Source organism: Hydrogenophaga sp. UC242_53 (assembly GCF_042696965.1).
Classification (GTDB): Bacteria; Pseudomonadota; Gammaproteobacteria; order Burkholderiales; family Burkholderiaceae_C; genus Hydrogenophaga.
The window spans coordinates 4,480,128-4,499,761 of sequence record NZ_CP170552.1; the positions used below are offsets into that span (position 1 = coordinate 4,480,128).

Annotated in this window: 13 protein-coding genes and 2 pseudogenes; 10 read left to right on the forward strand and 5 right to left on the reverse strand. The window is 58.8% G+C overall.

Translation table 11 applies throughout. From position 1 onward, the window contains the following. The first annotated feature begins 22 nt into the window (after window positions 1-22). Both ACFJI0_RS22550 and ACFJI0_RS22555 read left to right on the forward strand, forming a co-directional pair. A pseudogene (locus ACFJI0_RS22550) lies at window positions 23-1,332 on the forward strand (Y-family DNA polymerase). A 253-nt stretch (window positions 1,333-1,585) separates the two neighbouring features. Continuing rightward, window positions 1,586-1,795 carry a hypothetical protein gene (locus tag ACFJI0_RS22555; protein ID WP_382322387.1) on the forward strand — a complete coding sequence of 70 codons (210 nt, stop codon included), beginning with the start codon at window positions 1,586-1,588 and terminating at the stop codon, window positions 1,793-1,795. Between the two features lie 276 nt (window positions 1,796-2,071). Here the strand turns inward: ACFJI0_RS22555 and ACFJI0_RS22560 are convergent, their stop codons facing one another. The 5 genes and pseudogenes from ACFJI0_RS22560 to ACFJI0_RS22580 all read right to left on the reverse strand — a co-directional run bounded on the left by ACFJI0_RS22560 (window position 2,072) and on the right by ACFJI0_RS22580 (window position 10,324). Continuing rightward, window positions 2,072-3,919 carry a hypothetical protein gene (locus ACFJI0_RS22560; protein ID WP_382322388.1) on the reverse strand — a complete coding sequence of 616 codons (1,848 nt, stop codon included), beginning with the start codon at window positions 3,917-3,919 and terminating at the stop codon, window positions 2,072-2,074. Window positions 3,920-4,212: 293 nt separating this feature from the next. Further along, entirely contained in the window at window positions 4,213-5,037 is an 825-nt protein-coding gene (locus ACFJI0_RS22565; protein ID WP_382322389.1) for an ATP-binding domain-containing protein, read from the reverse strand. A gap of 92 nt (window positions 5,038-5,129) precedes the next feature. Continuing rightward, window positions 5,130-5,426 (reverse strand): annotated as a pseudogene (locus tag ACFJI0_RS22570) (hypothetical protein); the annotation flags it as partial. 44 nt (window positions 5,427-5,470) lie between these two features. Next, window positions 5,471-7,261 (reverse strand): ATP-dependent endonuclease, encoded by a 1,791-nt coding sequence (locus ACFJI0_RS22575; protein WP_382322390.1) that lies wholly within the window; start codon window positions 7,259-7,261, stop codon window positions 5,471-5,473. Between the two features lie 228 nt (window positions 7,262-7,489). Beyond that, window positions 7,490-10,324 carry an SEC-C metal-binding domain-containing protein gene (locus ACFJI0_RS22580; RefSeq protein WP_382322391.1) on the reverse strand — a complete coding sequence of 945 codons (2,835 nt, stop codon included), beginning with the start codon at window positions 10,322-10,324 and terminating at the stop codon, window positions 7,490-7,492. Window positions 10,325-10,506: 182 nt separating this feature from the next. On the opposite strand from ACFJI0_RS22580, the gene ACFJI0_RS22585 reads away from it, so the two are divergent. The 8 genes from ACFJI0_RS22585 to ACFJI0_RS22620 all read left to right on the forward strand — a co-directional run bounded on the left by ACFJI0_RS22585 (window position 10,507) and on the right by ACFJI0_RS22620 (window position 19,269). Beyond that, a complete protein-coding gene (locus ACFJI0_RS22585; protein WP_382322392.1) occupies window positions 10,507-12,114 on the forward strand; it encodes a hypothetical protein in 1,608 nt (535 codons plus the stop codon). A gap of 704 nt (window positions 12,115-12,818) precedes the next feature. Then, a complete protein-coding gene (locus tag ACFJI0_RS22590) occupies window positions 12,819-13,250 on the forward strand; it encodes a helix-turn-helix domain-containing protein (RefSeq protein ID WP_382322393.1) in 432 nt (143 codons plus the stop codon). A 249-nt stretch (window positions 13,251-13,499) separates the two neighbouring features. Beyond that, a complete protein-coding gene (locus ACFJI0_RS22595; protein ID WP_382322394.1) occupies window positions 13,500-14,273 on the forward strand; it encodes a Tn7 transposase TnsA N-terminal domain-containing protein in 774 nt (257 codons plus the stop codon). After that, a complete protein-coding gene (locus tag ACFJI0_RS22600; RefSeq protein ID WP_382322395.1) occupies window positions 14,254-15,261 on the forward strand; it encodes a hypothetical protein in 1,008 nt (335 codons plus the stop codon). Before ACFJI0_RS22595 ends, ACFJI0_RS22600 begins: the two co-directional genes overlap by 20 nt. Further along, window positions 15,249-16,265, forward strand: coding sequence for a Mu transposase C-terminal domain-containing protein (locus tag ACFJI0_RS22605; RefSeq protein ID WP_382322396.1), 1,017 nt, complete (start codon window positions 15,249-15,251; stop codon window positions 16,263-16,265). Before ACFJI0_RS22600 ends, ACFJI0_RS22605 begins: the two co-directional genes overlap by 13 nt. 15 nt (window positions 16,266-16,280) lie before the next feature. Continuing rightward, the gene (locus ACFJI0_RS22610; RefSeq protein ID WP_382322397.1) at window positions 16,281-17,237 is read left to right on the forward strand and encodes a TniB family NTP-binding protein; all 957 of its coding nucleotides are present in this window, start codon (window positions 16,281-16,283) and stop codon (window positions 17,235-17,237) included. After that, window positions 17,234-18,103: a TniQ family protein gene (locus tag ACFJI0_RS22615; protein WP_382322398.1), complete on the forward strand. Its 870-nt coding sequence runs from the start codon at window positions 17,234-17,236 to the stop codon at window positions 18,101-18,103. Before ACFJI0_RS22610 ends, ACFJI0_RS22615 begins: the two co-directional genes overlap by 4 nt. 605 nt (window positions 18,104-18,708) lie before the next feature. Continuing rightward, window positions 18,709-19,269: a TniQ family protein gene (locus ACFJI0_RS22620; protein WP_382325788.1), complete on the forward strand. Its 561-nt coding sequence runs from the start codon at window positions 18,709-18,711 to the stop codon at window positions 19,267-19,269. Window positions 19,270-19,634: the final 365 nt, after the last annotated feature.

Below are 19,634 nucleotides of genomic sequence, written 5' to 3' on the forward strand. Positions count from 1 at the left end.
ACCCGACGCGAGCGATGCGGCCATGTACGCCCTGGTCGATGGCAACAATTTCTATGTTTCGTGCGAGCGGGTGTTCCGGCCCAGCCTGAACGGCCGGCCTGTCGTCGTTCTCTCCAACACGACGGTTGCGCCATCGCGCGCTCCAACGAAGCCAAGGACCTGGGCATAAAGATGGCCGCCCCCTGGTTCGGGATCAAGCATCTGGAGCAGGAAGCGGGTTTGGTGGCTCTGTCGGCCAACTTCACGCTGTACGGCGACATGAGCGACCGGATGATGAGCCTGGCCGCGGGGCTGGGCCCCACCCAGGAGATCTATTCGATCGATGAGAGCTTCATTGGACTGCAGGGTGTACGCGGTGATCTGGTGAAGCGGGCCAAGACGGTTCGTGAACGCATCCTGCAGTGGGTCGGCATTCCATGCTGCATCGGCATCGCACAAACCAAGACCCTGGCCAAGCTGGCGAACCACATCGCCAAGACCGCGGAACGCAAGCCTGGTAGCTACCCCAGCGAGTTGACGCAGGTGTGCAACCTGGCGACTTTGCCTGCGCAAGACCTGGAGGACGTGCTCCGGGCCTCCGAAGTGGGTGCCGTCTGGGGCGTGGGACCCCGCATCGGCAAGCAACTCCAGGAGGAAGGCGTGCGCACCGTCCTGGATCTCACGCGCATGGACCCGGCCACCATCCGCCGCCGATGGGGCGTGACACTGGAGCGCACGGTGCGCGAGCTCCAGGGGCAGCCCTGCATTGAGCTCGACGACGCGCCCGGACAAAAACAGCAAATCGCCTGCACGCGGTCGTTCGGCAAGCCCATGCACGAACTGGCGCCCCTTATCGAAGCGGTGAGTGAGTATGCCGGGCGAGCGGCCGAGAAGCTGCGCTCGCAGAAGAGCCTGGCCACCGAGCTGCTGGTGTTCATGCACACCTCACCCTATCGGCCCGGGCCGCAACTCTCCCGCAGCGTGGTGGTACCCCTGCGCCGACCCACCGACGACACGCTGGCACTGGCTCAGGCCGCTGCGGACGGCATGCGGTACATGTACGTGCCAGGGTACCGGTTCATCAAGGCCGGGGTCATCCTGGTGGACCTGCAATCCGCAGATGTGCTGCAACGTGAGCTGGATCTGGAGACGCCTGCGGACGACGAGCCGAAGCGCGATCGTTCACAGCTCATGGGCGCGATGGATGCGATCAACGGGCGATACGGCAAAGGCACGGTACACACCGCATCTACAGGAAAGGTCGGTCCTCAGCGGGTGTGGGGCATGAAGCAGGAGCGCCGTACGCCTCAGTACACGACACGGCTTGAGGATGTGCCCGTGGCGAGGGCGTGAGCAGAGCCGATTGTCATACCCCCACCCGTATGATGCCCACCGTGAACTTTCCTCCAGGGCATCCCACACTGCTGCGACACCCAGTACCGGATGGACTCCCTTTCCCGGTGGAGACGGTGCTCGAGTTGCCTGCGGTCGCGTATGAGGTGGAGCAGCGAGATGACTGGTGGATCGTGCGGATAGGGGCCACCGGTGAAGCGGTGTATCAAGGTCCAGGGCCGGTCGAAGTGTTCGTATCCGCTGCGCCATTTTGATGAACCAGCATCCGACGCCGCTATGGCATCCCACAACCGATGGTGTGACCCGCTACCGCGAGACTCGCTTGCCACTGGAACCGCACGAGTACCACGTCATCGAGTTGCCCAGCTTGGAGACCGTGCTCGTGATCGTGATTGCAAACGGCGAGGTGGTGTACAAGGGCGCAGGTCCAGTGAAGGTCTATCGCTCGCCAAGCCCGCTGTGACGTCACATAGATACCGGGCACGTTGAATGGCTGGGTGACTGTTCCAGACTGATCTGAGTCATTCGGGTGCGGATACTGGAGCGGCGGCATTTGCCAGAACCGGCTATTGATCGCTGCAGGCGACAGGCTGCACCGGCCATCATCCGGTCGGCACGCCGTTCCGCCGATAGACAACACAGCGAGAGGATGACGCCGGACGAACTGGATCTGTGGGCAACTGAAGCACTGAGAGGCGGGCAGACTGTTTGGCCCGCTGCCACAGCCTCAACGCGCCCCTTAGTCAAAGCCTGGAAAAAGCGGCCGCCACTTAAAGTCTTCTGAGCACCTCTCCCAGAGCAGAGTCAGCGTAGTCTTTGGCACGTTATATGGAAAGACAAGCAGCCGCTGCATATCTGAGAAGCCAAGGGCACTCTCCTTGCGTCGCTCATCAGTCCAAGTCTTTTCGGTGGCGCGACGCTTCAGGATCTTGTACCCGACATCTTCGCAGAATGACTTCATGTCATCTCGTTCTGCTTCGTTCGCCCAGCCAACGGGGCCAAGAGGCTCGAAGATCTTGGAGCTGGAAGGTTCAATCACGCCAGATAGCACTTTTGCCCGCTGCTTGTCGAGGCCAGTACTTGCGTACTCTTCGCCCAGGAAGCGCGTCAATCCAACGTCCATAGAGACACCGTAGCAAAAGCGCAGCTGTCTGTTTTCAAGGCGCCTTCTGTCCCCGGCAGAAAGGCTTGGTGCGTGCACGGTGTGGTGGCTCTTGCGCACCCGCGTACCCATCAAATCGCCGAGCGTGTTAAGCCCCTGCGTGCCGCTCAACAAGCAGTCGTCAACGATGTAGATGGAACCGTCGGCCGGAGTCGCCTTAAGAGCCGCTGGTAGATTGGGTTCGAACTTGAGCCTGCTCGAAAGTGTCGAGTGTGAAACCAAGTAGTTCATGATCGCTGCGCTTCCGGTGTGCTCACCGAAAGTAGCAATGACCAGTTGTTTCTCCTGGGTGAGAGCAAGCTGCGCTTCAAGCGTCCGCTCTATCGACTGGGAAAGTTCCCACAGGGGATAGAACTTGATGTGACTAAGCAATCTCAAAGCTGCTCGAATGCGCTGAGTAGTTCCGAATTGAAGGAGGAATCCAGAGATCGCTTCGATAGAGATCGGAACTCGGTAGGCGGCAAACCGTCGAGTTAGTTCTACTGCCAAGTTGTGTTCGACCGGACTCAGGGCGGCGAGGCCTGCCAGTTCAAGTCTGTTGCCCGAGCTGAAGACTTCCGCGTCTAGCTTGTCGACGAACCAGCGGAAGACCCATTGCGAAGGAGTGAACTTGGCTTCCAGTTCGCTGTGAGCCGCATCGTGAAAAACCGAGCGAAGCTCGGCCAACACGTTGTAGCTGAAGCCGAGCTTTGCATCGAAAGCCTCGTCAAGCTTGTAGAAGCGAATCGCAAATGTCAGCACCAGGGCCGAATACTGGACCCGCACATCTGTTCTCGTCGCAGTCCATTTCGCAGGGCTGACGGAGCGGAAGATCTTCACATAGTAGGAGCCTGCCGCGGGATTCAAGCCCACGTTCGCGATCTCGGAGACAACAAAATATGTGAAGAAGATTGCGTTTTGGAAGGCGAGAAGATCTGGACTGAACCGAACCCTCAACTCTGAAGATACCTTGTCCAAGACGTCTTCCAACGCATTCATCAACGCTTTTCCCTGCGCAGGTGCTGCGCTGCGCCATCGGAGTGTTGGTGCCAATAGCAGAGGAATGATGGTAGTGGTCGGAGCGTCGTCCGGATCGCGCAATACGTCCTCCTTGACGTACTCTTTAAAACGTCGATACAGGTCAATCAGCGCCTCAATATTGAAGTCAGCGCGACGCAGCCCATAGACGTAGTCGCTGTACCGATCGAGCTTGTGAAAGCGATCCCTCTGCGGTGCAAGATTGAGCTGCTTCTTGAGCCCAGCGTCTCGTTTAGCGTTCCAGTCTTTGAACGTCTGACCGCGAGGAACGTTCGGCTTCATCGCATCCGCGCGCTGCTGGAGGTCTGCGACATCCAAGAAGAGCCACTGCAAGTTGAGAAACGGAACTTTGTCAATCGCTTCAGCGACCGTCGTGTGCTCTATCGCCGGGAAAAGTCTCTTTGTCATGATGTCGAGCTTAATTCAGCAAAGGGCCGTTGGCAGCTCGACGACCGCGTGCTAGACCCCGAAAGAGTTCAAGCAGCAAGATCACTCCATCCCCAACAGTGCCGTCCTCCAGGAATGATCGGTTCAAAAAGGCCGGCAGCGACCGCCGCGGTGTCGTCCTCGCGAGCTGAGCTGCAGCTCAGACTGGTTGCAGCCTTTCGGCCAACATTCATCAGCCGGCAGCTCTCGACCCATTCCAGCCAATAGTCTGCCCAATCAGACCCATCTGCCCCCTCGAAATGTAGGGTGGGGCCTCATGCGAAGGGCGGCAGACTCATATGGGCAGTTGCCTGCACAAGGACGATGCATCGCTCTTTTGCGCGTGTCACCGCGTTGTAGAGCAAACGCCTCTTCTGGTCGTCGCTGCCACCGACGGCTGCTGGCCAGAGCACAATGACGTTGTCGAACTCTCGGTTCTTGGCACCGTGAACTGTCATCCCCTTCCAGCCACGAACATCGCTCCGTCGAGATTGGCGGCGCTGGGAAAAGGACTGCTCGACCAACTTCACGACCTCGCCCTTCGTGAACTCCACCTTCGCCTTGGTTCGACGTTGAATCTCAAGCCATTCGACCACATCTCTGGCCGTTCTGGCATCACCAGCAGCGGCGAGGATGGCAGCGATGGAAACAGCGTCAGCTTGGTCGGCCAACTGGATCGTGGCGAGGTACTCAGTTGCCGCTTTTGCTTCCGACTGTTCCCAAGCGACTTTGTAAGGGCCTGCGCCCTTCTTGGTCTTGTTTGCGGCAGCCCAGGCCAATGCAGCTCTCGAAAACGTCCCATGCGTTGGGGTGATGATCGCGACACGCTTGCCTCCACCGTACCAGCTCAAGTTAGAGTTGATCCATGCACCAGCCAACGGGGCCGTCGACGTCTGCGCAACCATGAAGAGTTTCTCTGATTTCGGCGCTTCGCCGGCGCGAATCGCTCGAGCTGCATTAAGCAACTCATCGACGTTGGTTCGACGAGGCTGCGTAAGTTCTTCGGGCGCGCATACCTCGGTGAGCCAAGCGCATGCTGGGTTGGGGCGAAGCTCTTCGCTGAGGCATTGAAACTCGTCCGCGGCGACGAAGACCTCCAATCTGTTGCCAGGCCTGCAACCATGCCGAGACGATTCACGGTCATGTCTTGGGCCTCATCCACGACGAGGATAGGAAAAGTCGCCGCCACCCAGTTGTGGACCTCCTTGACCTGTGCAAGGGCGCCGGCAGCTTCACATACGCGCTCGTACTCAGTTGGTTCGATGTTTACGAAGCCGAGTGCCGCGGCAAGGGAACGCCAACGCCGAACCAGACGCCATGCGAAGCTGTCGATGGTCGTGCATTCCGTCTTGCCCTTGAGGTTCTGGAGCATCCCAAGACGCTCTTCCAAGCGCCGGCGAGATCCGTGCATGAACGTGAGCGCCAGAACTTTCTCACCGGCATGCAAAGGTGCAGCGTCCAGATGCGCTGACAGTGAATCCATGAGCATGTGCGTCTTGCCGCAACCAGCGCCGCCAGTGAATGCGCGGACCGTCACGGCTGAAACACCCACACCCCATTGGCGTCGCGAACAAAGCGCTGCGTCGCCTCGTCGCCCGCGCAAGCACAGGCCAGACCGCCCAGTAGGTCTGCCGCCCGCGCCCTGCAGCCTGGCGAAGTGGCAATGGCTTCCGCGAGACTCTCGTAGGCGACGATGTCCATCTTCTTCGTCTTCAGATACGCGACTACCGCCGCGGTCGAAGCTGGAGGTTGCGGGCATAGTTCCGCCAACTTGCCTACCACCGTCGCCTCGTCTGCATTGAGGACCCACCCGACAGCGTCTTCGATCATCGCGCCGTTGTTCCAGCGGATGATCGCGCTTGGCGGGGCGGCTTCTTGCCGTAGTTGTTCCGCATAGTCCAGCCCAGCTGCGTCGCCATCAACAATACAACACACACGCCTGTGGAGCCGCTGCATCAGCCGGTGGGTTTCGATGACGTTTGCGTCTTCCGTGGGAACCACCCCGACTTCGATGCCGAAGGGGCGCTGCATCGTGTCGATCCACCCTTCGGTCATCATCAAAGGCCGGAGGATGCAACGTAGCAGTTGGAAATCGGCTCTGCCTTCTGGGACGAGGAGTGCAGGCTGCATCAATGCACTCAACACATCAACCCGGCTGTGTTGGAAAAACTTGCGCTTCCAGTTCGGCGCCGCCGCAGGAAGTGGCGTGTCCAAGAATGGCTCGGCAGAGAGAACCCCGTCATGCTTCTTCAAGATCAGCACCGAGGTCGGGTCTGCCATGCTGGCAACGTGCGGCGAATGGGTCGTCACGAAGGTCTGGGTAGACAGGGCTTGGACCCGCTGAACCAACCGTTGCTGTGCAGAAGGTGGCAGATGGACTTCAGGCTCTTCCAGAGCCATGAGGAACTCTCCACCGCTTGCAGCACGAGCGCGGCCAAGCTCCAGCAGCAGCAATAGACCTTGCATGGAGACCAGCCCGCTGCCTTGTCTCCCCGCTGGAATGCTGAAGCCATCGTTTCCTACGAAGTGGGCTGAAACTGCCTCCATCACCGACTTACTGTCTGTGCTGGTGAGCCTCAACTGAACCTTCGGAGCGTTTGGGAAAGAGCGCGCAAGCTCGCTATTCAGATTCTCGATCAGAGGTTGAATGCCGGGGTCAGCATCGATCGGCTGAGCAGGTGCCCGCAGGCGATCGCGCTCAGCGAGCAGCGCACCTGAAGGCTGGGCCGCAGCCGCCAGCACGGTGCGCTTGAAAAGTTCGTTCCCCCACGAAAAAACTTTGTCCCAAGTCCTGCTCGCGCGCACGAGATAGAAGCTGAGTTCCTGGATGAGCTTGCCCGGGACAGGCGCCGGTGCCTCGTCGGCGAAGGGATCGATGGGATCATCGTGGTCATGAAAGTAGCGAACCGTCTCGACAGCCAAGCTATCTTGGTCGAAGCGCGCTTGAACGCCGAGTTGGCAGCACAGCTTCCACGCGGGGTTGTTGCGCGCCGGATGCACATGGCCTGTCGCCTCGTCAAGCCATTTGACGACTGCCCTCTCATCACGAAACCACTGGCTACTCTGCTCAGGGTCATCACCAGGAAAATCAGTGACAGTTGCCACGACTTTGATCCTATCGGCTGCCTGTGGGTTGGACCCGAAGAAGTCGTGTTCTGTCAGTTCGCGAACTAGGCGATCTCTGCCAAGCGCGAGAGCCAAAGCTTCGATCAGGGTAGTCTTGCCAGTGTTGTTGTCACCGACAAGTACGGGATGTCTGCCGAATTGCACGAAGCCACTTTTCACACCTCGGAAATTTTCGATTCTCAAGTTGGCTATTCGCATTCTTCTCTCCATTTCTATGAGTGTTCGGACCACGGGCTCCGGCCGCCAAGTGCCCTGACCTGCTAGGCGAGTTCCAACGTCTCCTCCTGCGACGAACCATGCGCCAAGTGCAGGTCTAGCGCGACACTTCCATCTTGTCTCTTTGGCGCCACTTAAATAAGCAGGCAACGATGACCTCCGCGACGCGCAGTCAGGCGATTGACGATGGCAGTCGTGCGCACGCCACGGTTATCCGGCAAGACCGCAGCCACACTTCTTGAACTTCTTGCCTGAACCACAGGGACAGGGCTGATTGCGCCCGATCTTTACTCCAGCGGAAATCGGCTGGCTCCTTTGGATTGCCATAGGCCGCCCTCCCGGGCGCCACTGCGGTATCGGATTGGCCTTGATTTCCGCGATCAGCTGGCGTTGGTCCGCGAGAGTCATGCGGGCTAAGGGTGCCAAGCCGGCCGCGTAAGGCTGAAGCCGCTCCATCTCCCTCTCAGCCTCTGAGTAGTTGCCGCAGTAGGCTAGAACGACGGCGTACTGCGCGCGGACATCCAAGTGCCGATTCAGGAGTTGGTTGTCCACGAACACCGGCATGACGTGCTGCTCAAGAATCTCACGCGCGCCCACGAAATCATGCCGTGCGACGAACTCGTCAGCGAGGTCTTGCCCCACTCGTATGAGCGAGTCGATGGCGCCGGCTAAGGCGTAGAACTTCATGGCATGGATTCGCGCGAGAGGCGCGAGTACGTGCAATTTGCCGGCCACCATGGCCTTTAGTTCGAGCGCATCCGCGAGGCGCTTGATGTCCACGTGATCAAGGCCCGGCTTGTTGATGAGCGCCCAGAGCGCGGCTTGCTTCGCACCTAGTACCTGCTCGGGCCGAATGCCGAGAACCGCGAACGTCTCTTCGATCACCTGTTCGACCACCCTCATCGCGCTCTCGTAGCGCTCAAGGCGAAAGAGCGCCGCTGCCGCGTTGTAGAGGAAGACGCGTCGGTGGACAGGCTTGTCCGGCAATCGGCTGTCCAGCTCGCGAATCGCGCGCCGAACCCCCTCTTCGTCACCTTGATTCGAGAAATGGAGCATGCGCTTCATCAGGAAGGACAGAACTTCGTCCTCACCGAGCGCGCCGCTTTCGATCAATTGCTCCATCGCCTCGAACCTAGGCGCCAGACGATCCATGTTCCCGAGCTTCATGTCCGAGAAGACAAGACCATCGAGAGCCCAGTATCGCTGCTCCGGATCTGATCCGTCTTTGGCTACCAGCGCTTCCAGGCCGTGCCAGACCTCTACGGCCACGCCCATTTCGTGGAACATCTCTTCGCCGATGAGGTCCACCAACGTCTTGACGTCCCCAGTGGCCAGCAGCAGCCGCGTGTAGAGCGAGAAGCGCGCCGTATTGCGATCACGCTCGAACGCCATAACCATCAGGTCCTTGAGGGCAACACGAGCCCGTGACGCGACCTCTGCGGACATGCCCGACAGGTGCTGGCTCGCGACAACACGGATGGCGTCATGCAGTCGGATCTCCTTGTTGCCATAGATCTCCACCACCCCTGCGGCTCGTAATGCCCGGATCACGCCAGCAACCGCTCGCTCATTCATCTCAAGGGCCGTGTCCAGCAGCTTGGTGATCTCGGCTGGTAGTAGGCCAATATCGGGCAGGCTCAGCACCGCGATCGTCTGTTGCGCGGCGAGGGGAAACGCGTCGAAGACCTTCGCCAAGATGACCTCTTGCGCGGTCTGGGTCAGGTTGGTCAACGCGTCGACGGCGTCGCACATCTGGTCGATGCGCCCTGAGTACTCTTCGCGAGCAATCGTGGCGGCACTCCTGACGAACAGAGGCATGCCAGCCGTCAGGGTCTTCAGACGCCCCATGGTGGCCGCATCCCCTCGACATCCCCACCCGACAGCCGCCGCCGCAACATCGTCCACACCCCACCCCTTCAGCGGCTCTCGCGTCAACCCCAGAAGGGCTTCGATCTCGGGCAACGTCCCAAACGGTTGCGCTAGGAGCACGAACTTCAGCGCCGACGTGACATCGATCATGCGCTTGAGGCTCTCAGCCGAAACCCGATGCACGTTGTCCAGCACAACGATCGGCGAGAGCCCCTCGCGCTTGAGATAGATGTCCAACTGGCTAAGTGACTCGACGCCAGTGGCGCCCGGCAGCAAAATCTTGCGCACCACATCTGGTCCGGCGCCGGCCAACTTGGCGGCCAGCTCACGCACCAGCGAAAGGGCGAGGGCCTCCCCCGGCGTCTCGGCGCAGTCGAAGTACGCGCAGTTGTGCCTACTTAAGGTGGCCGCCTGAGAGGCCCACGCGGTCTTCCCGGCCCCAGAGAAGCCAGAAACGATCCGGACTCGGGAACTCGAGTCGATTTGAGGCTCGTTCTCTTGCGGGCGGTACTGCTCGGGCGGTGCCGGGAAATCCTGCAGTTGGATCAGGATCTGATCCAGCAGTGACGGCAAATCCGAAACCAAGAAAGTGTGATCCGCATGAGGCGCTTCCCCAGCGGCCGCAGCCTGGACGCGGCCAGCCAGTTTCCAAACGAGGGAGTCGGGCGCCAACATGGCAAGCGGGACTGTGGTGGCTCGGTCGACGCACCATGCGACTGCCTCATCGATATCCGCCCAAGCCGGTGGAAGTTGACCAAGGTCACCAGAACACACGCGGCCTGGCCACAGGATCTCCACGTCGCCCGACAGCTTTCCAGTCTCGACCTGTTCAGCCAAGGACGGCCCCAAGGCTCGGTTGACCAACACCACGAACGTTGCGCGGCCCTGCCGACGGCCCTGCTGGTGCTCTTGCCGCAGGGCATCAAATCGGGCCATCGTCGATTTGATGTCGGCTGGCATGATCGGCTGGCTACGCGTCTTGACCTGGATGTAGAAGCGCCCCGCAGGTGTGACGAGCTCGATATCCTCGTCTCGCTCGACCACCACGGAAGTCGCACCGGTATGCCCTGAAGTCAGAAGACAGGCGGCAGCATAGAGATGCTGATATAGGAAGCCCCGGTGCACAGCCTCAATGCGGATCTCCTGGGCTGGATCGAGCGTCGCGGTATGGGTCATATGGGCAAGAAGACTTGGTTTCGGGTCTCGCGAGGTGCATTCTCCAGCGGCAGCTGATTGCCTCGTCTAGGATGTGACATCCTATTCTGCCCACTGCCCACTGCCCACTGCCAACGGCGGAGCGAGCGTACAAGTCATTTTGGGGCTCGCCGCCCAGCCGCACTTCAATTGATATCGGACTGATGCGCTCGAAAGCCGCCTTCCTGAGGCGGCTATATATTGGATGCTTCAAAACTAAGACGGCGCGGGGCAATGATGCGGCGCCTTACCCAGGGATCCGACGGATGGCAGGACAACGATTGACGGGCGCGGCCGCGCAGACCGAGGCCATGCGGGCGCTGACCCATTCGCGTGCCTGCATCGAATCGTCTCTTGCGCCCTTCGAGCCAAGAAGCACATTCGAGATCTGGTTCTCGACCTTCCGTGGCATCGAAGAGCTGATCAACCTCCCGGGTGAACTGCGAGGCGAGCCGCTCCTCGACGAAATTGAGGGGCTGGCTCTCCTCGACATCGGCGGCATGCAGCGGGCATTGCCATCCATCAAAGCAGGCGTTAAGTCCCGCTTCTCCCGTTTGGTCGCACAGCGGCTGGTGCGCACGCTCATTCAGTTACATGCCATCGCCACATCGTTTGCGACGCATCAGCTGTCTGTAGCTTGGGAGATGGCAACCTTCGGCTCCGCTATCAGCTACCTGCAGTCCCGCCGACGGCATATGCTGGCCCTCCTTCACATGATTCCCGGTGCCTGCCGGGGAACTCACCGGCTGCATGAGCTGGACGGCCTCAACCAGTTCCTCCACCTCATCGAGACCGCCGGTCTGGGCACAACGTCGATGCATCGCAACCTGATGCTGGCCCGGGTGTATCCGGACTTCACCTTAGACGTCGATGAAGTGGGGATCTTGGCAAGCCACAGCTTCAACGGGCTGAACTCGCAGTTTCTGGAGCCCGAGCGAACAGCCATCACCGAAATGACTGACGTCGACTTCAGCGAAATCAAGTTGGCTCCATTGAACCGTCGGCTAATTTTCTCCAAGGCCGAGCTGGAGAACAATCTTGCGTTCATCGCCGCGGCGTACGCGGAGTTCAACCTTCACGAGACGTCATATCGCCAATTGGCCGCGTTCATCCGCAGCTTGCTCCCTCTCGTTGTTGACGAGTATTTCGTTCGACTGACAGTCAAGCGCTTCGACGAGTTGTGCTCCGAGCAGAAGCTACCAGAAGCCCTCAGAAAGGCGCTTGTCGTTGAAGGCGCCGACTACGTCGACAACACCAGCACCTACGCGCCGTTCACGCGCGTCGGCGGCGACCTGGTCACTTCTATCACCCTACTCGGTCGATTCGCGAACCACTGGAAGAATGTCTGTTTGAACCGCGTTCGTCGATACCAGATCCGCTCCGGATTCATCTTCGAGAAGTCAGTCAAAGCAGCGCTGCAGGCCCAAGGGTTCGACGTCACGGAGATCAAGAGAGTGGGCCGCGCGGAGTTCGACGTCGTTGCGACGCTCGACGGCGTGATCTACAACGTTCAGTGCAAGAACAACCTCGTCGACTTGAATCGGATCGAGGCCGACGTCCGAAGGTTCGTTCGCTACAACCGCTCCCTTGACTTGGCCTACAGGAAGGCCCTCGAGAAGGAGCGCGCGCGCGAGCAAACGCTATTAGGCGAGTTGGGCCTGACCGCTATCAAGCACTTCGTTGTGAGCCGCTATCCCGTCGCAACGCAGAACCCCTGCGTTTTGGCCTTCGGCGAGATCTTGCGGTTCAGGGCCATTGCGGTCGGGACGTGAGGCCGATGGCTGGAGCCATCAGTCCTCTGGTGAGTAGCTCGGGTTCTTCCCGTCGGCAGAGCCAGACTGTCTGCATTGCGTCGGGATACTGAACGACTCTTTGTGGCCGATTGCGGCAGTCTAGCTATGACCTCGCTTCTGCAAACAGTCAACCGACATCGCGGATTTCTGAACGTCCGCAACGCGGCGCAGAGCGAACGTTCGGCGCATAAGCCCAGCCGACCGCTCCCGCTGCACAGCTGGCTTTAGCACCAGGAGGATGGCTTCAAGCTCGTCTCGGTAGCGCTATCGTGCGAGCCAAGCGTGAAGGGTGCGCACAAACGGTTGTTCGAGGGCTGCCTTGGCAATGCAACGTAGCTCGTCGACTTCGTTCATTCTCGCAACGCAGTGCCCCAAAGCGAAGCCGCTCGGCCCAAGTAGCTTGGATTCTTGTTCACCTGGATCGCATGCCGTCTTACGTTAATGCAGTTCGCTTACCGCTTATCGGATGAGAAGCTCCGCAACCGGGCCTAAGACTCCCCGAAATCCTACTTAAGAAGTGTACCGCAGGTGCTTGAATTTTCGTTGTATTTGCTTTTACTGTGTGTGTAAGAGATATACAAAACACCTTATAAATCAATGACTTACAGCTGACTCACCGGTAGACGGATGCTGCCGACTGATGTACCTTGTCTGTCGCCACAATTTCACGTCACAACTGTCACATGAGCCCGTTTTCTGAAGCGCTGAGATCCCTCCGTTTCCAACTTGGTCTCCGCCAGCAGGAACTGGCCGACCTCGTCGGCTGTGACCGCACTTATCTCTCGGCGCTTGAGAACGACCAAAGACCAGCACCCACCCCGGAGTTTCTGGAAAGGTTGATCCAGGCTCTCAGCCTGAATGAAGAAGAGGCAGAGGGCCTGCGCTCGGCCAGGAGTCATTCCAGGAGGACGTACACCGTGCCGGGCGACTCACCCCAGGCGACATACGAGTTTGTGCACGATCTATTCACCCGTCTGGACAAGCTGACGACCAGGCATCTGCGCGCGTTAAGCGCTGTATTGCAGATCGGTGATCCGCATGCGGGGAGAGGACGCGCTCGAGCGAGTCGTCCTTCCAGTGCCATCCATCACGATCAAAAGGAGGACACCATGTAAAAAACGGGACAAACCTCTCGGCCTGCCCCGTTTGCGGGATGCAGCTGACGCTACTTCCGGTTGGCACTTGAAGTATCGCGCCAGTTCCCGCGGCGGTCAACTACGCGCGCGCAAACCCCAAAGTTCTCTTCAATCACTGGTGACCAGTGTTGGGAACGTTTGTGCACGCCAGACCATCACCTGGCGCGACTTCCGGCAGTCACATTGACTGTGTGAGGGCCTGTTGTCGCCAAAATTCTGGAGCGACACATGAAAAATCCCATGGGCACACGCTCGGGCGCCATTCCGTACAGGGACGTCACGCCTTCGCAGCAACTGCTACCTAGCCGCAATCCCATCACGATCAGCGGCGACACCTTTAGGGGAAAGTTCAAATCCTTGACATGTGGCAGCACGATCAAGTGCGAGTCACTGACCGAGATCCGTGCAACGGACCTTCTAGAGTTCAGCAAGCAGATTCTTCATATCACCCACCAACCACCGACGCTGAAGTTCAAACTGGACGGCAAACGCCGGCGCTACACCCCTGACTTCGCCGGAAGCCTTGTTGGTGGCGGTCATCTTCTTGTCGAGGTCAAACCGCAAGCAAAGGCTTGCCTTCCGGAAATGAAGGCCTTCTTCAAAGCGGCAAAGGTTGCTGCGGCACAGGAGGGCTGTCGCTTCGCCGTGGTCACCGAGCACCACTTCAGACGACCAGGCATGAAGGATGTGAAACGCCTTCTGAAAATGCGCCGTGACTGGGTTGTCGAGAACCTGGGCGGGCCTCCCTTGGACGAATCACTGGACACCACAGCTGCTTCCATCTGGCACGAAAACCCAGCCCTTCAACGGGCCTTTGAAAACAAGCCGCGCATGTCAATGGCGGAGGTCATCCGCATGCTGGGGAGCACGGATGAGGCCCGGTGGTCGCTGGACCTGCTGCTTCTCACACGCACGCTCGCATGGCCCATCTCGCAGTCGCTGGGCCGCCACACGCAACTTCACATTTACTCGGAGATCGATGATGAGCAACTCTTCATTTGATGTTGGCAGTGAGTTCTGTCTTCGCGGGAAAAACTACCGTGTGACATCAGCAACCAAACAGCGCCTCGTACTCGAAGACATCAAGGCTGAGGAGGTCGAGGTCAAGAAACGTTCCGAGCTTGTCGCCGCATACAAAGAAGGCCATCTCGTTTTCAGCGACCTTCTTGCGACGGCCTCATCGAACTTGGAGGAATTCCAACACGAGAAATCGTTGTCCGACTTCCCGGCTCGCTTGAAGAATGAGGCCGCAGGGAAGCTTCACTATCTGCGAAGCATCTGCCCTCGCGGCCATGTGCTCTTCAGTCGGCGTGAGCTCCGGCAAAAACTGCAGGAGTGTCACGCCCAACTCCCAAAGGAACTTCTCACACCTCGTGCGCCCAGCATCGCCACCTTCTACGAATGGCGTAGCCGGTGGATGAGGTCTGGCTACCAGACGCGAAGTTTGGTCAACCGATACGACCTCCGCGGCAGGAAATGCGACGAGACGAACCCGCGTGTGTTGCCTTTCCTTGAGCAAGCCATCGAAGAGACCTTCCTCAAGCCGAATCACCCTACGGTCGCAGAGACCCTTGATCACGCCAACGGCTTGATCGCAAAGTGCAATCTGAACGTGCCTCCGATTGACGCCATTCCGAGGGCGACGAGAAACCAGATCGTGCGGGAGCTCCGCAAGCTCGATCGCAAACGTGTTTTGGAGAAGCGATACGGAAAGGCCCACGCAGAGGCCGCCACAAGCTTGCGGGGAAGGAAAGAGGAACCCGAGCGGGTGTTGGAGCGAGTTGAGGTTGATCACACTCCGCTCGACGTAATCGCTCTCACCAGCAAGGGGGGCATTGCAGCAAGGCCATACCTCACCGTCCTCATTGACGTGCGCAACTCGCATGATCTTGGGTATCTGGATCAGCTTCCAACCGCCAAACTCGGGTTCCGTCCTTCGCGCACTGCGGGTCGGCGATCCTGCCGAAGGACGATCTCATGCGAAAACTGAAGATCAAGAGTGAATATGACGCACACGGCGTCCCGCTTGAACTGGTCCTGGACAACGGCCTCGAGTTCCACGGCAACGACTTGGAGGGCGCCGCGCTGGATCTGCAAATCAAGGTGGTGTATTGCCCTCGTCGGCAACCCCGCTTCAAGGGGGTGGTCGAGAACTGGCTCAAGCAGATTAACTACCGATTCATGCACCTGCAGCCAGGCACCACTTTGGATCGCTACTTTAAGCGGAACGATCTTGATCCGTATCGGGACGCAGTGATCCCTCTTGAAGATCTCAAGCGATTCATCTGGAAGTGGATTGCAGAGGTGTACAGCCGCCGCTTCCATCGCGGCCTTCAAACCTCTCCTCGCGAAAAGTGGCGCGACCTCGTGAAGCTCGGCCCCCCGGTCCTGCCTAAGCGCATGGACGTCGTCACCTTCTACACGTCGCCCATCCACCAGCGAATGCTGAGCTCCAAGGGCATCGAAATCAACTGTCAGTTCTACAGGTGCGACGAACTCACAGACGTTCTCGAGATCCACGGAAAACTTGAACTTCAGGTTCGTCCTGACCTGGACGATATGGGCAAGATCAACGTCTTGCACCCCGACACGCAATCGTACTTCTTGGCGTACTCCACGAATCCGTCGTATGCGAACGGCCTAAGTGTTGAGGAGGACAAGTGGATCCGCAAGCTTGCCCGAGAGAAGTACAGCGCGCTCGACGACGAAACAGCCATGCTGCTGGCAAAACAGGAGATTCGCGAAGAGATCGCTGCGATGCAGAAGGAAAAGATTGAGGAAGCCGACAAGCCTAAGGCGAAGGCCTCTCGGAAAGCCAAAAAGACCACGGGCAAGCGAACGTCAAAGGCGGCTCACGCAGCTGCCTCGGCAAGCAAAGCCATTGAGTCCGCCGCAGTGGATGCTGAGCCCCACACTCCTTCGGTCGCTCCCAAGCGCATGCCGAACTTCGAAAAGCTCAAAGCCTTCCCGAGCGGCGAACCGACCTTGTTCTAAGCCTAGGAGAACAGCATGAAAAGCCAATCCTTTGCTGACCTTGATGCCATTGAGGAAAAGGTGTCGTCATTCAGCAATGTCCTCATTCAACACGCGCCTCTGCAGGCGGGCATCGACGCCCTGAAGGTCCTCAAGACCGCATCACGACACAATCGGAAAAGGGCGCGAGGCGCCCTCATCTATGGCCTCTCCGGCGCCGGGAAGACGACGCTTTGCAAATGCCTGGAGGAGCAGTTCCCGCGGTACGATGCAGACGACCGAACCATCATCCCTGTTCTCTTCGTCGAACTACCTTCTCTGCCCACGCCGAAAGTCATTGCGGAAGCAATCCTTACCGCGATGGGCGATCCGATGGCGCACAGTGGCACGGCGGAATTCAAACTTTCGCGGGTGCGCACACTGCTTGCCGCGTGCAAGGTCGAGATTGTTCTGATCGATGAGGTCCAGCACATCTCGGACAATCTCGATGGCCGAACGCGCGATATCGCCTCAGACACCCTTAAAAATCTCATGAACGCGACGGGGATCCCGTTTGTGTTCTTTGGGTTGCCTTCGGCGTCGAAGTACTTTTCCAATCGTATGCAGCTCGGCCGTCGGCTCAATCCTAAGATCGATCTGGGCGTCTTCTCGTACGACACCGACGCCAACCAGGACCTGTTCGCAACGCTGCTCTTGAGCTTTCACGAGAAGCTGCCGTTCAGCGGCGATTCTGCCTTGATCGACCCGGAGCTCACACCGCGGTTTCATCGGGCCTGCTACGGCTTGATTGGTTCCCTCGCCATGTTGTTAGAGGCAGCGGTCCGAATTGCGCTTCGAGCGCGTGCGAACTCACTCACCCGAGAACACTTGAGGAAGGCCTTTGGCGAGGAGGTGTATCTCGGCTGTAAACGCAACCGAAACCCTTTCGATGAAAAATTCGACCATCGTCCCTTGGTCGACGTGGGGGAACCGTTCTTCGGGTTCGGAAAATGATCGCGGGACCTCTTCTGGTAAGACCTCTGCCGATGGAGGGTGAGAGCCTTCGAGGGTACTTGTTGTACCTAGGTGAATTGAACGGGCTCGGCAGCCTACTTCTGGAAGAGGTCCTGCGCACCGGATTGCGGAGGTATCGGTCGTACAAGGCGGCGGTTGCCGCTTTGTCCGGCCTAGAAATCTCACAGCTTCCTAAGATCTGGTGGCAAGAAGAACGACACGCCTCACGGTCTCCCTGGACCTACGGTATTGCGCTGCCGTCCTCTGAAGTTCGCCACGTTCAATGCTCCATTTGCCCGCGATGTCTTCAAGTGCAAAGCCGCGCTCGGGCTGAGTGGGAAATCTCCGTTTTTTGTGTATGCCCAGATCATGCCTGTCACCTCATTGACGTCTGCCCAGGTTGCAGCAAAGGCATCTCGTGGCACCGCCCCGGTGTACGCAAATGCGCTTGCGGATTCGATCTCGCCAACTCGTCATCCACTGCGGCCGCGCCAGAGGTCGTGGCCCTGTCCGCGCTACTCTCGGATCGCCTAAGGGGATTTGCAAGCACGGATACACATGGTGCCCTTGGCTTTCACAGGACATTGAAGCGCATGGATGTGCGAGCCATGGTAGGGACAGTCGAAATCCTGAAAATGCTCCCCTCTCCTCTTTGCGCACTTCTCTCCCCTCGCTCGTCCGATGACCACATCAGTGAACGCCTTGCGCGCCAGACCTGGGCGCAGACATCGGCGGCTCATAACCTGGCCCACTGGCCAAAAACATCAACCTCGCACTTCAACACTCAGCCAAGGAAACTTCCGGAGGCGAAGGCAAGGTCTGCGATATTCACATCATCAAATGGCCGCATGCCCTCTTCCGACTAGCGCCGTCCAAGGAGAAGGCCGAACGGATAGGCCTGCCGATGTTGCTTCGTGACGAAGTGGATCGCTTCATTAAACGGCAGTCGGTGACAGCTCGGGGAAAAACGTACTTCTTGTTGTGCAAGCGGCCACCGCCTCGGAAGGCCGCATGGGGGCACACTTGTTTCAACGACAGGTCTCAGACCATCCGAGACCACTTTCTTGTATCGAACGCCGCCATGGCGCATGCTTTCGGCGTTTCCATTCCCCGTTTAGAAACGCTTGTAAAAGCCGGGCTTGCGCCGAACAACACAAAGCCTGTGCGTGCAGGGGAATTGGACTCCTCAATGCGCCGCCTCTTTTACTGTGCCGTCGGACGTACATGGGGATACAGGCGCCTTCAGGATCTGCTTGCCCGAGGGGATTCCGACGCGCGTGGCCTACGTCGTGCCGTCGAGGAACTCAGCGGTGGAAAGTTTGGCGCATCAGACCCCGCGCGGAAGAAGAAGTAGGTCTTGCTCTTCGCACCAGAAACATTTGCTGCTCAAAATCGGGGGGATGTAGTGATTGAAGTTCATACCAAACTGCTTGTTCGGCCCGTTGCACGCTCAGGAGAGCTCGCGCAAGCGGTGTTGTTGCGAGTCTCTGGCGATAACGCGTTGAGCTCCCCTCGATCGCTGGCAACCTTAGGATGGCGGGGCGACAACCTCGCAGAATGCCTAAACGGTGGTCTGACACCCCAAGGCCCCATCAACGGCTTAGGCCCGCTCAACCGCTCTGCGGGCAACCGCGTTCCGAGCAGATTCTGGACATTGAGAAGGTCGCGCTTCTGTCCAATTTGCTTGCAGGAGGCCCTGTTTTGGAAGGCGGAGTGGGGGCTTTGTTTTACCGTCGCATGCACCATTCACAAGGTAAAGCTCGTGGATCGGTGCTCATGTGGCAAAGAGCTCCGATGGACCAGACAGAACTTGCACTCCTGCACCTGCGGTGAGGACCTCCGGTGTCTTTCCACTGAGCCAGCATCTAAAGCAGCGATTTACATGTCTGCAGAGATTCAGATAGCTGGCGAGACCTGCTGGCGAGACCTGCTGGAGCGACCCTTCAGTCAATGCGGCGGATCACCTCTGCGATCTCCTGCATCGTATCTGGCTGCTGGGCGCGCATGTCGTGGGCACGGGGGTCAAGCGTAAACAGCTATCTGACTTGCACGATTGTCGCCGAGCAACTGAAGTCGTGGAAGCGGCCGGCAGTGTTCTTGGCCATTGGCCGGAGGCGTTTTTTGAGCTGCTTGACGAGCTTAGCGCAGGAACTCCGCCGAGCAAGTCGAATCGTGTAGCAGCCGCCTTTGGCCCTGTCTACCGTGACATGTATGCAAAGGGAACATGGCGAGCCTTCACCATGCTCCGAGAATCGTTCGAGCAATACATCCGCTTGAGGTGGACGGGACAAGTTGCGAAGCGAAACCGCCGACTTGGAGACGAGGCGGCAACAGAACACGTCTGGATGCCTGCGACCCGAGCAGCAAAGGAGTTGGGCTGGAGAGCGCCGCGCCTTC

What these genes read in the sequence shown, in the direction of transcription:
- ACFJI0_RS22555 (WP_382322387.1), top strand. Translation starts at nt 1,586, where the DNA reads ATGAACCAGCATCCGACGCCGCTATGGCATCCCACAACCGATGGTGTG.
- ACFJI0_RS22560 (WP_382322388.1), bottom strand. Translation starts at nt 3,919, where the DNA reads ATGACAAAGAGACTTTTCCCGGCGATAGAGCACACGACGGTCGCTGAA.
- ACFJI0_RS22575 (WP_382322390.1), bottom strand. Translation starts at nt 7,261, where the DNA reads ATGCGAATAGCCAACTTGAGAATCGAAAATTTCCGAGGTGTGAAAAGT.
- ACFJI0_RS22580 (WP_382322391.1), bottom strand. Translation starts at nt 10,324, where the DNA reads ATGACCCATACCGCGACGCTCGATCCAGCCCAGGAGATCCGCATTGAG.
- ACFJI0_RS22585 (WP_382322392.1), top strand. Translation starts at nt 10,507, where the DNA reads ATGCGCTCGAAAGCCGCCTTCCTGAGGCGGCTATATATTGGATGCTTC.
- ACFJI0_RS22590 (WP_382322393.1), top strand. Translation starts at nt 12,819, where the DNA reads ATGAGCCCGTTTTCTGAAGCGCTGAGATCCCTCCGTTTCCAACTTGGT.
- ACFJI0_RS22595 (WP_382322394.1), top strand. Translation starts at nt 13,500, where the DNA reads ATGAAAAATCCCATGGGCACACGCTCGGGCGCCATTCCGTACAGGGAC.
- ACFJI0_RS22600 (WP_382322395.1), top strand. Translation starts at nt 14,254, where the DNA reads ATGAGCAACTCTTCATTTGATGTTGGCAGTGAGTTCTGTCTTCGCGGG.
- ACFJI0_RS22605 (WP_382322396.1), top strand. Translation starts at nt 15,249, where the DNA reads ATGCGAAAACTGAAGATCAAGAGTGAATATGACGCACACGGCGTCCCG.
- ACFJI0_RS22610 (WP_382322397.1), top strand. Translation starts at nt 16,281, where the DNA reads ATGAAAAGCCAATCCTTTGCTGACCTTGATGCCATTGAGGAAAAGGTG.
- ACFJI0_RS22615 (WP_382322398.1), top strand. Translation starts at nt 17,234, where the DNA reads ATGATCGCGGGACCTCTTCTGGTAAGACCTCTGCCGATGGAGGGTGAG.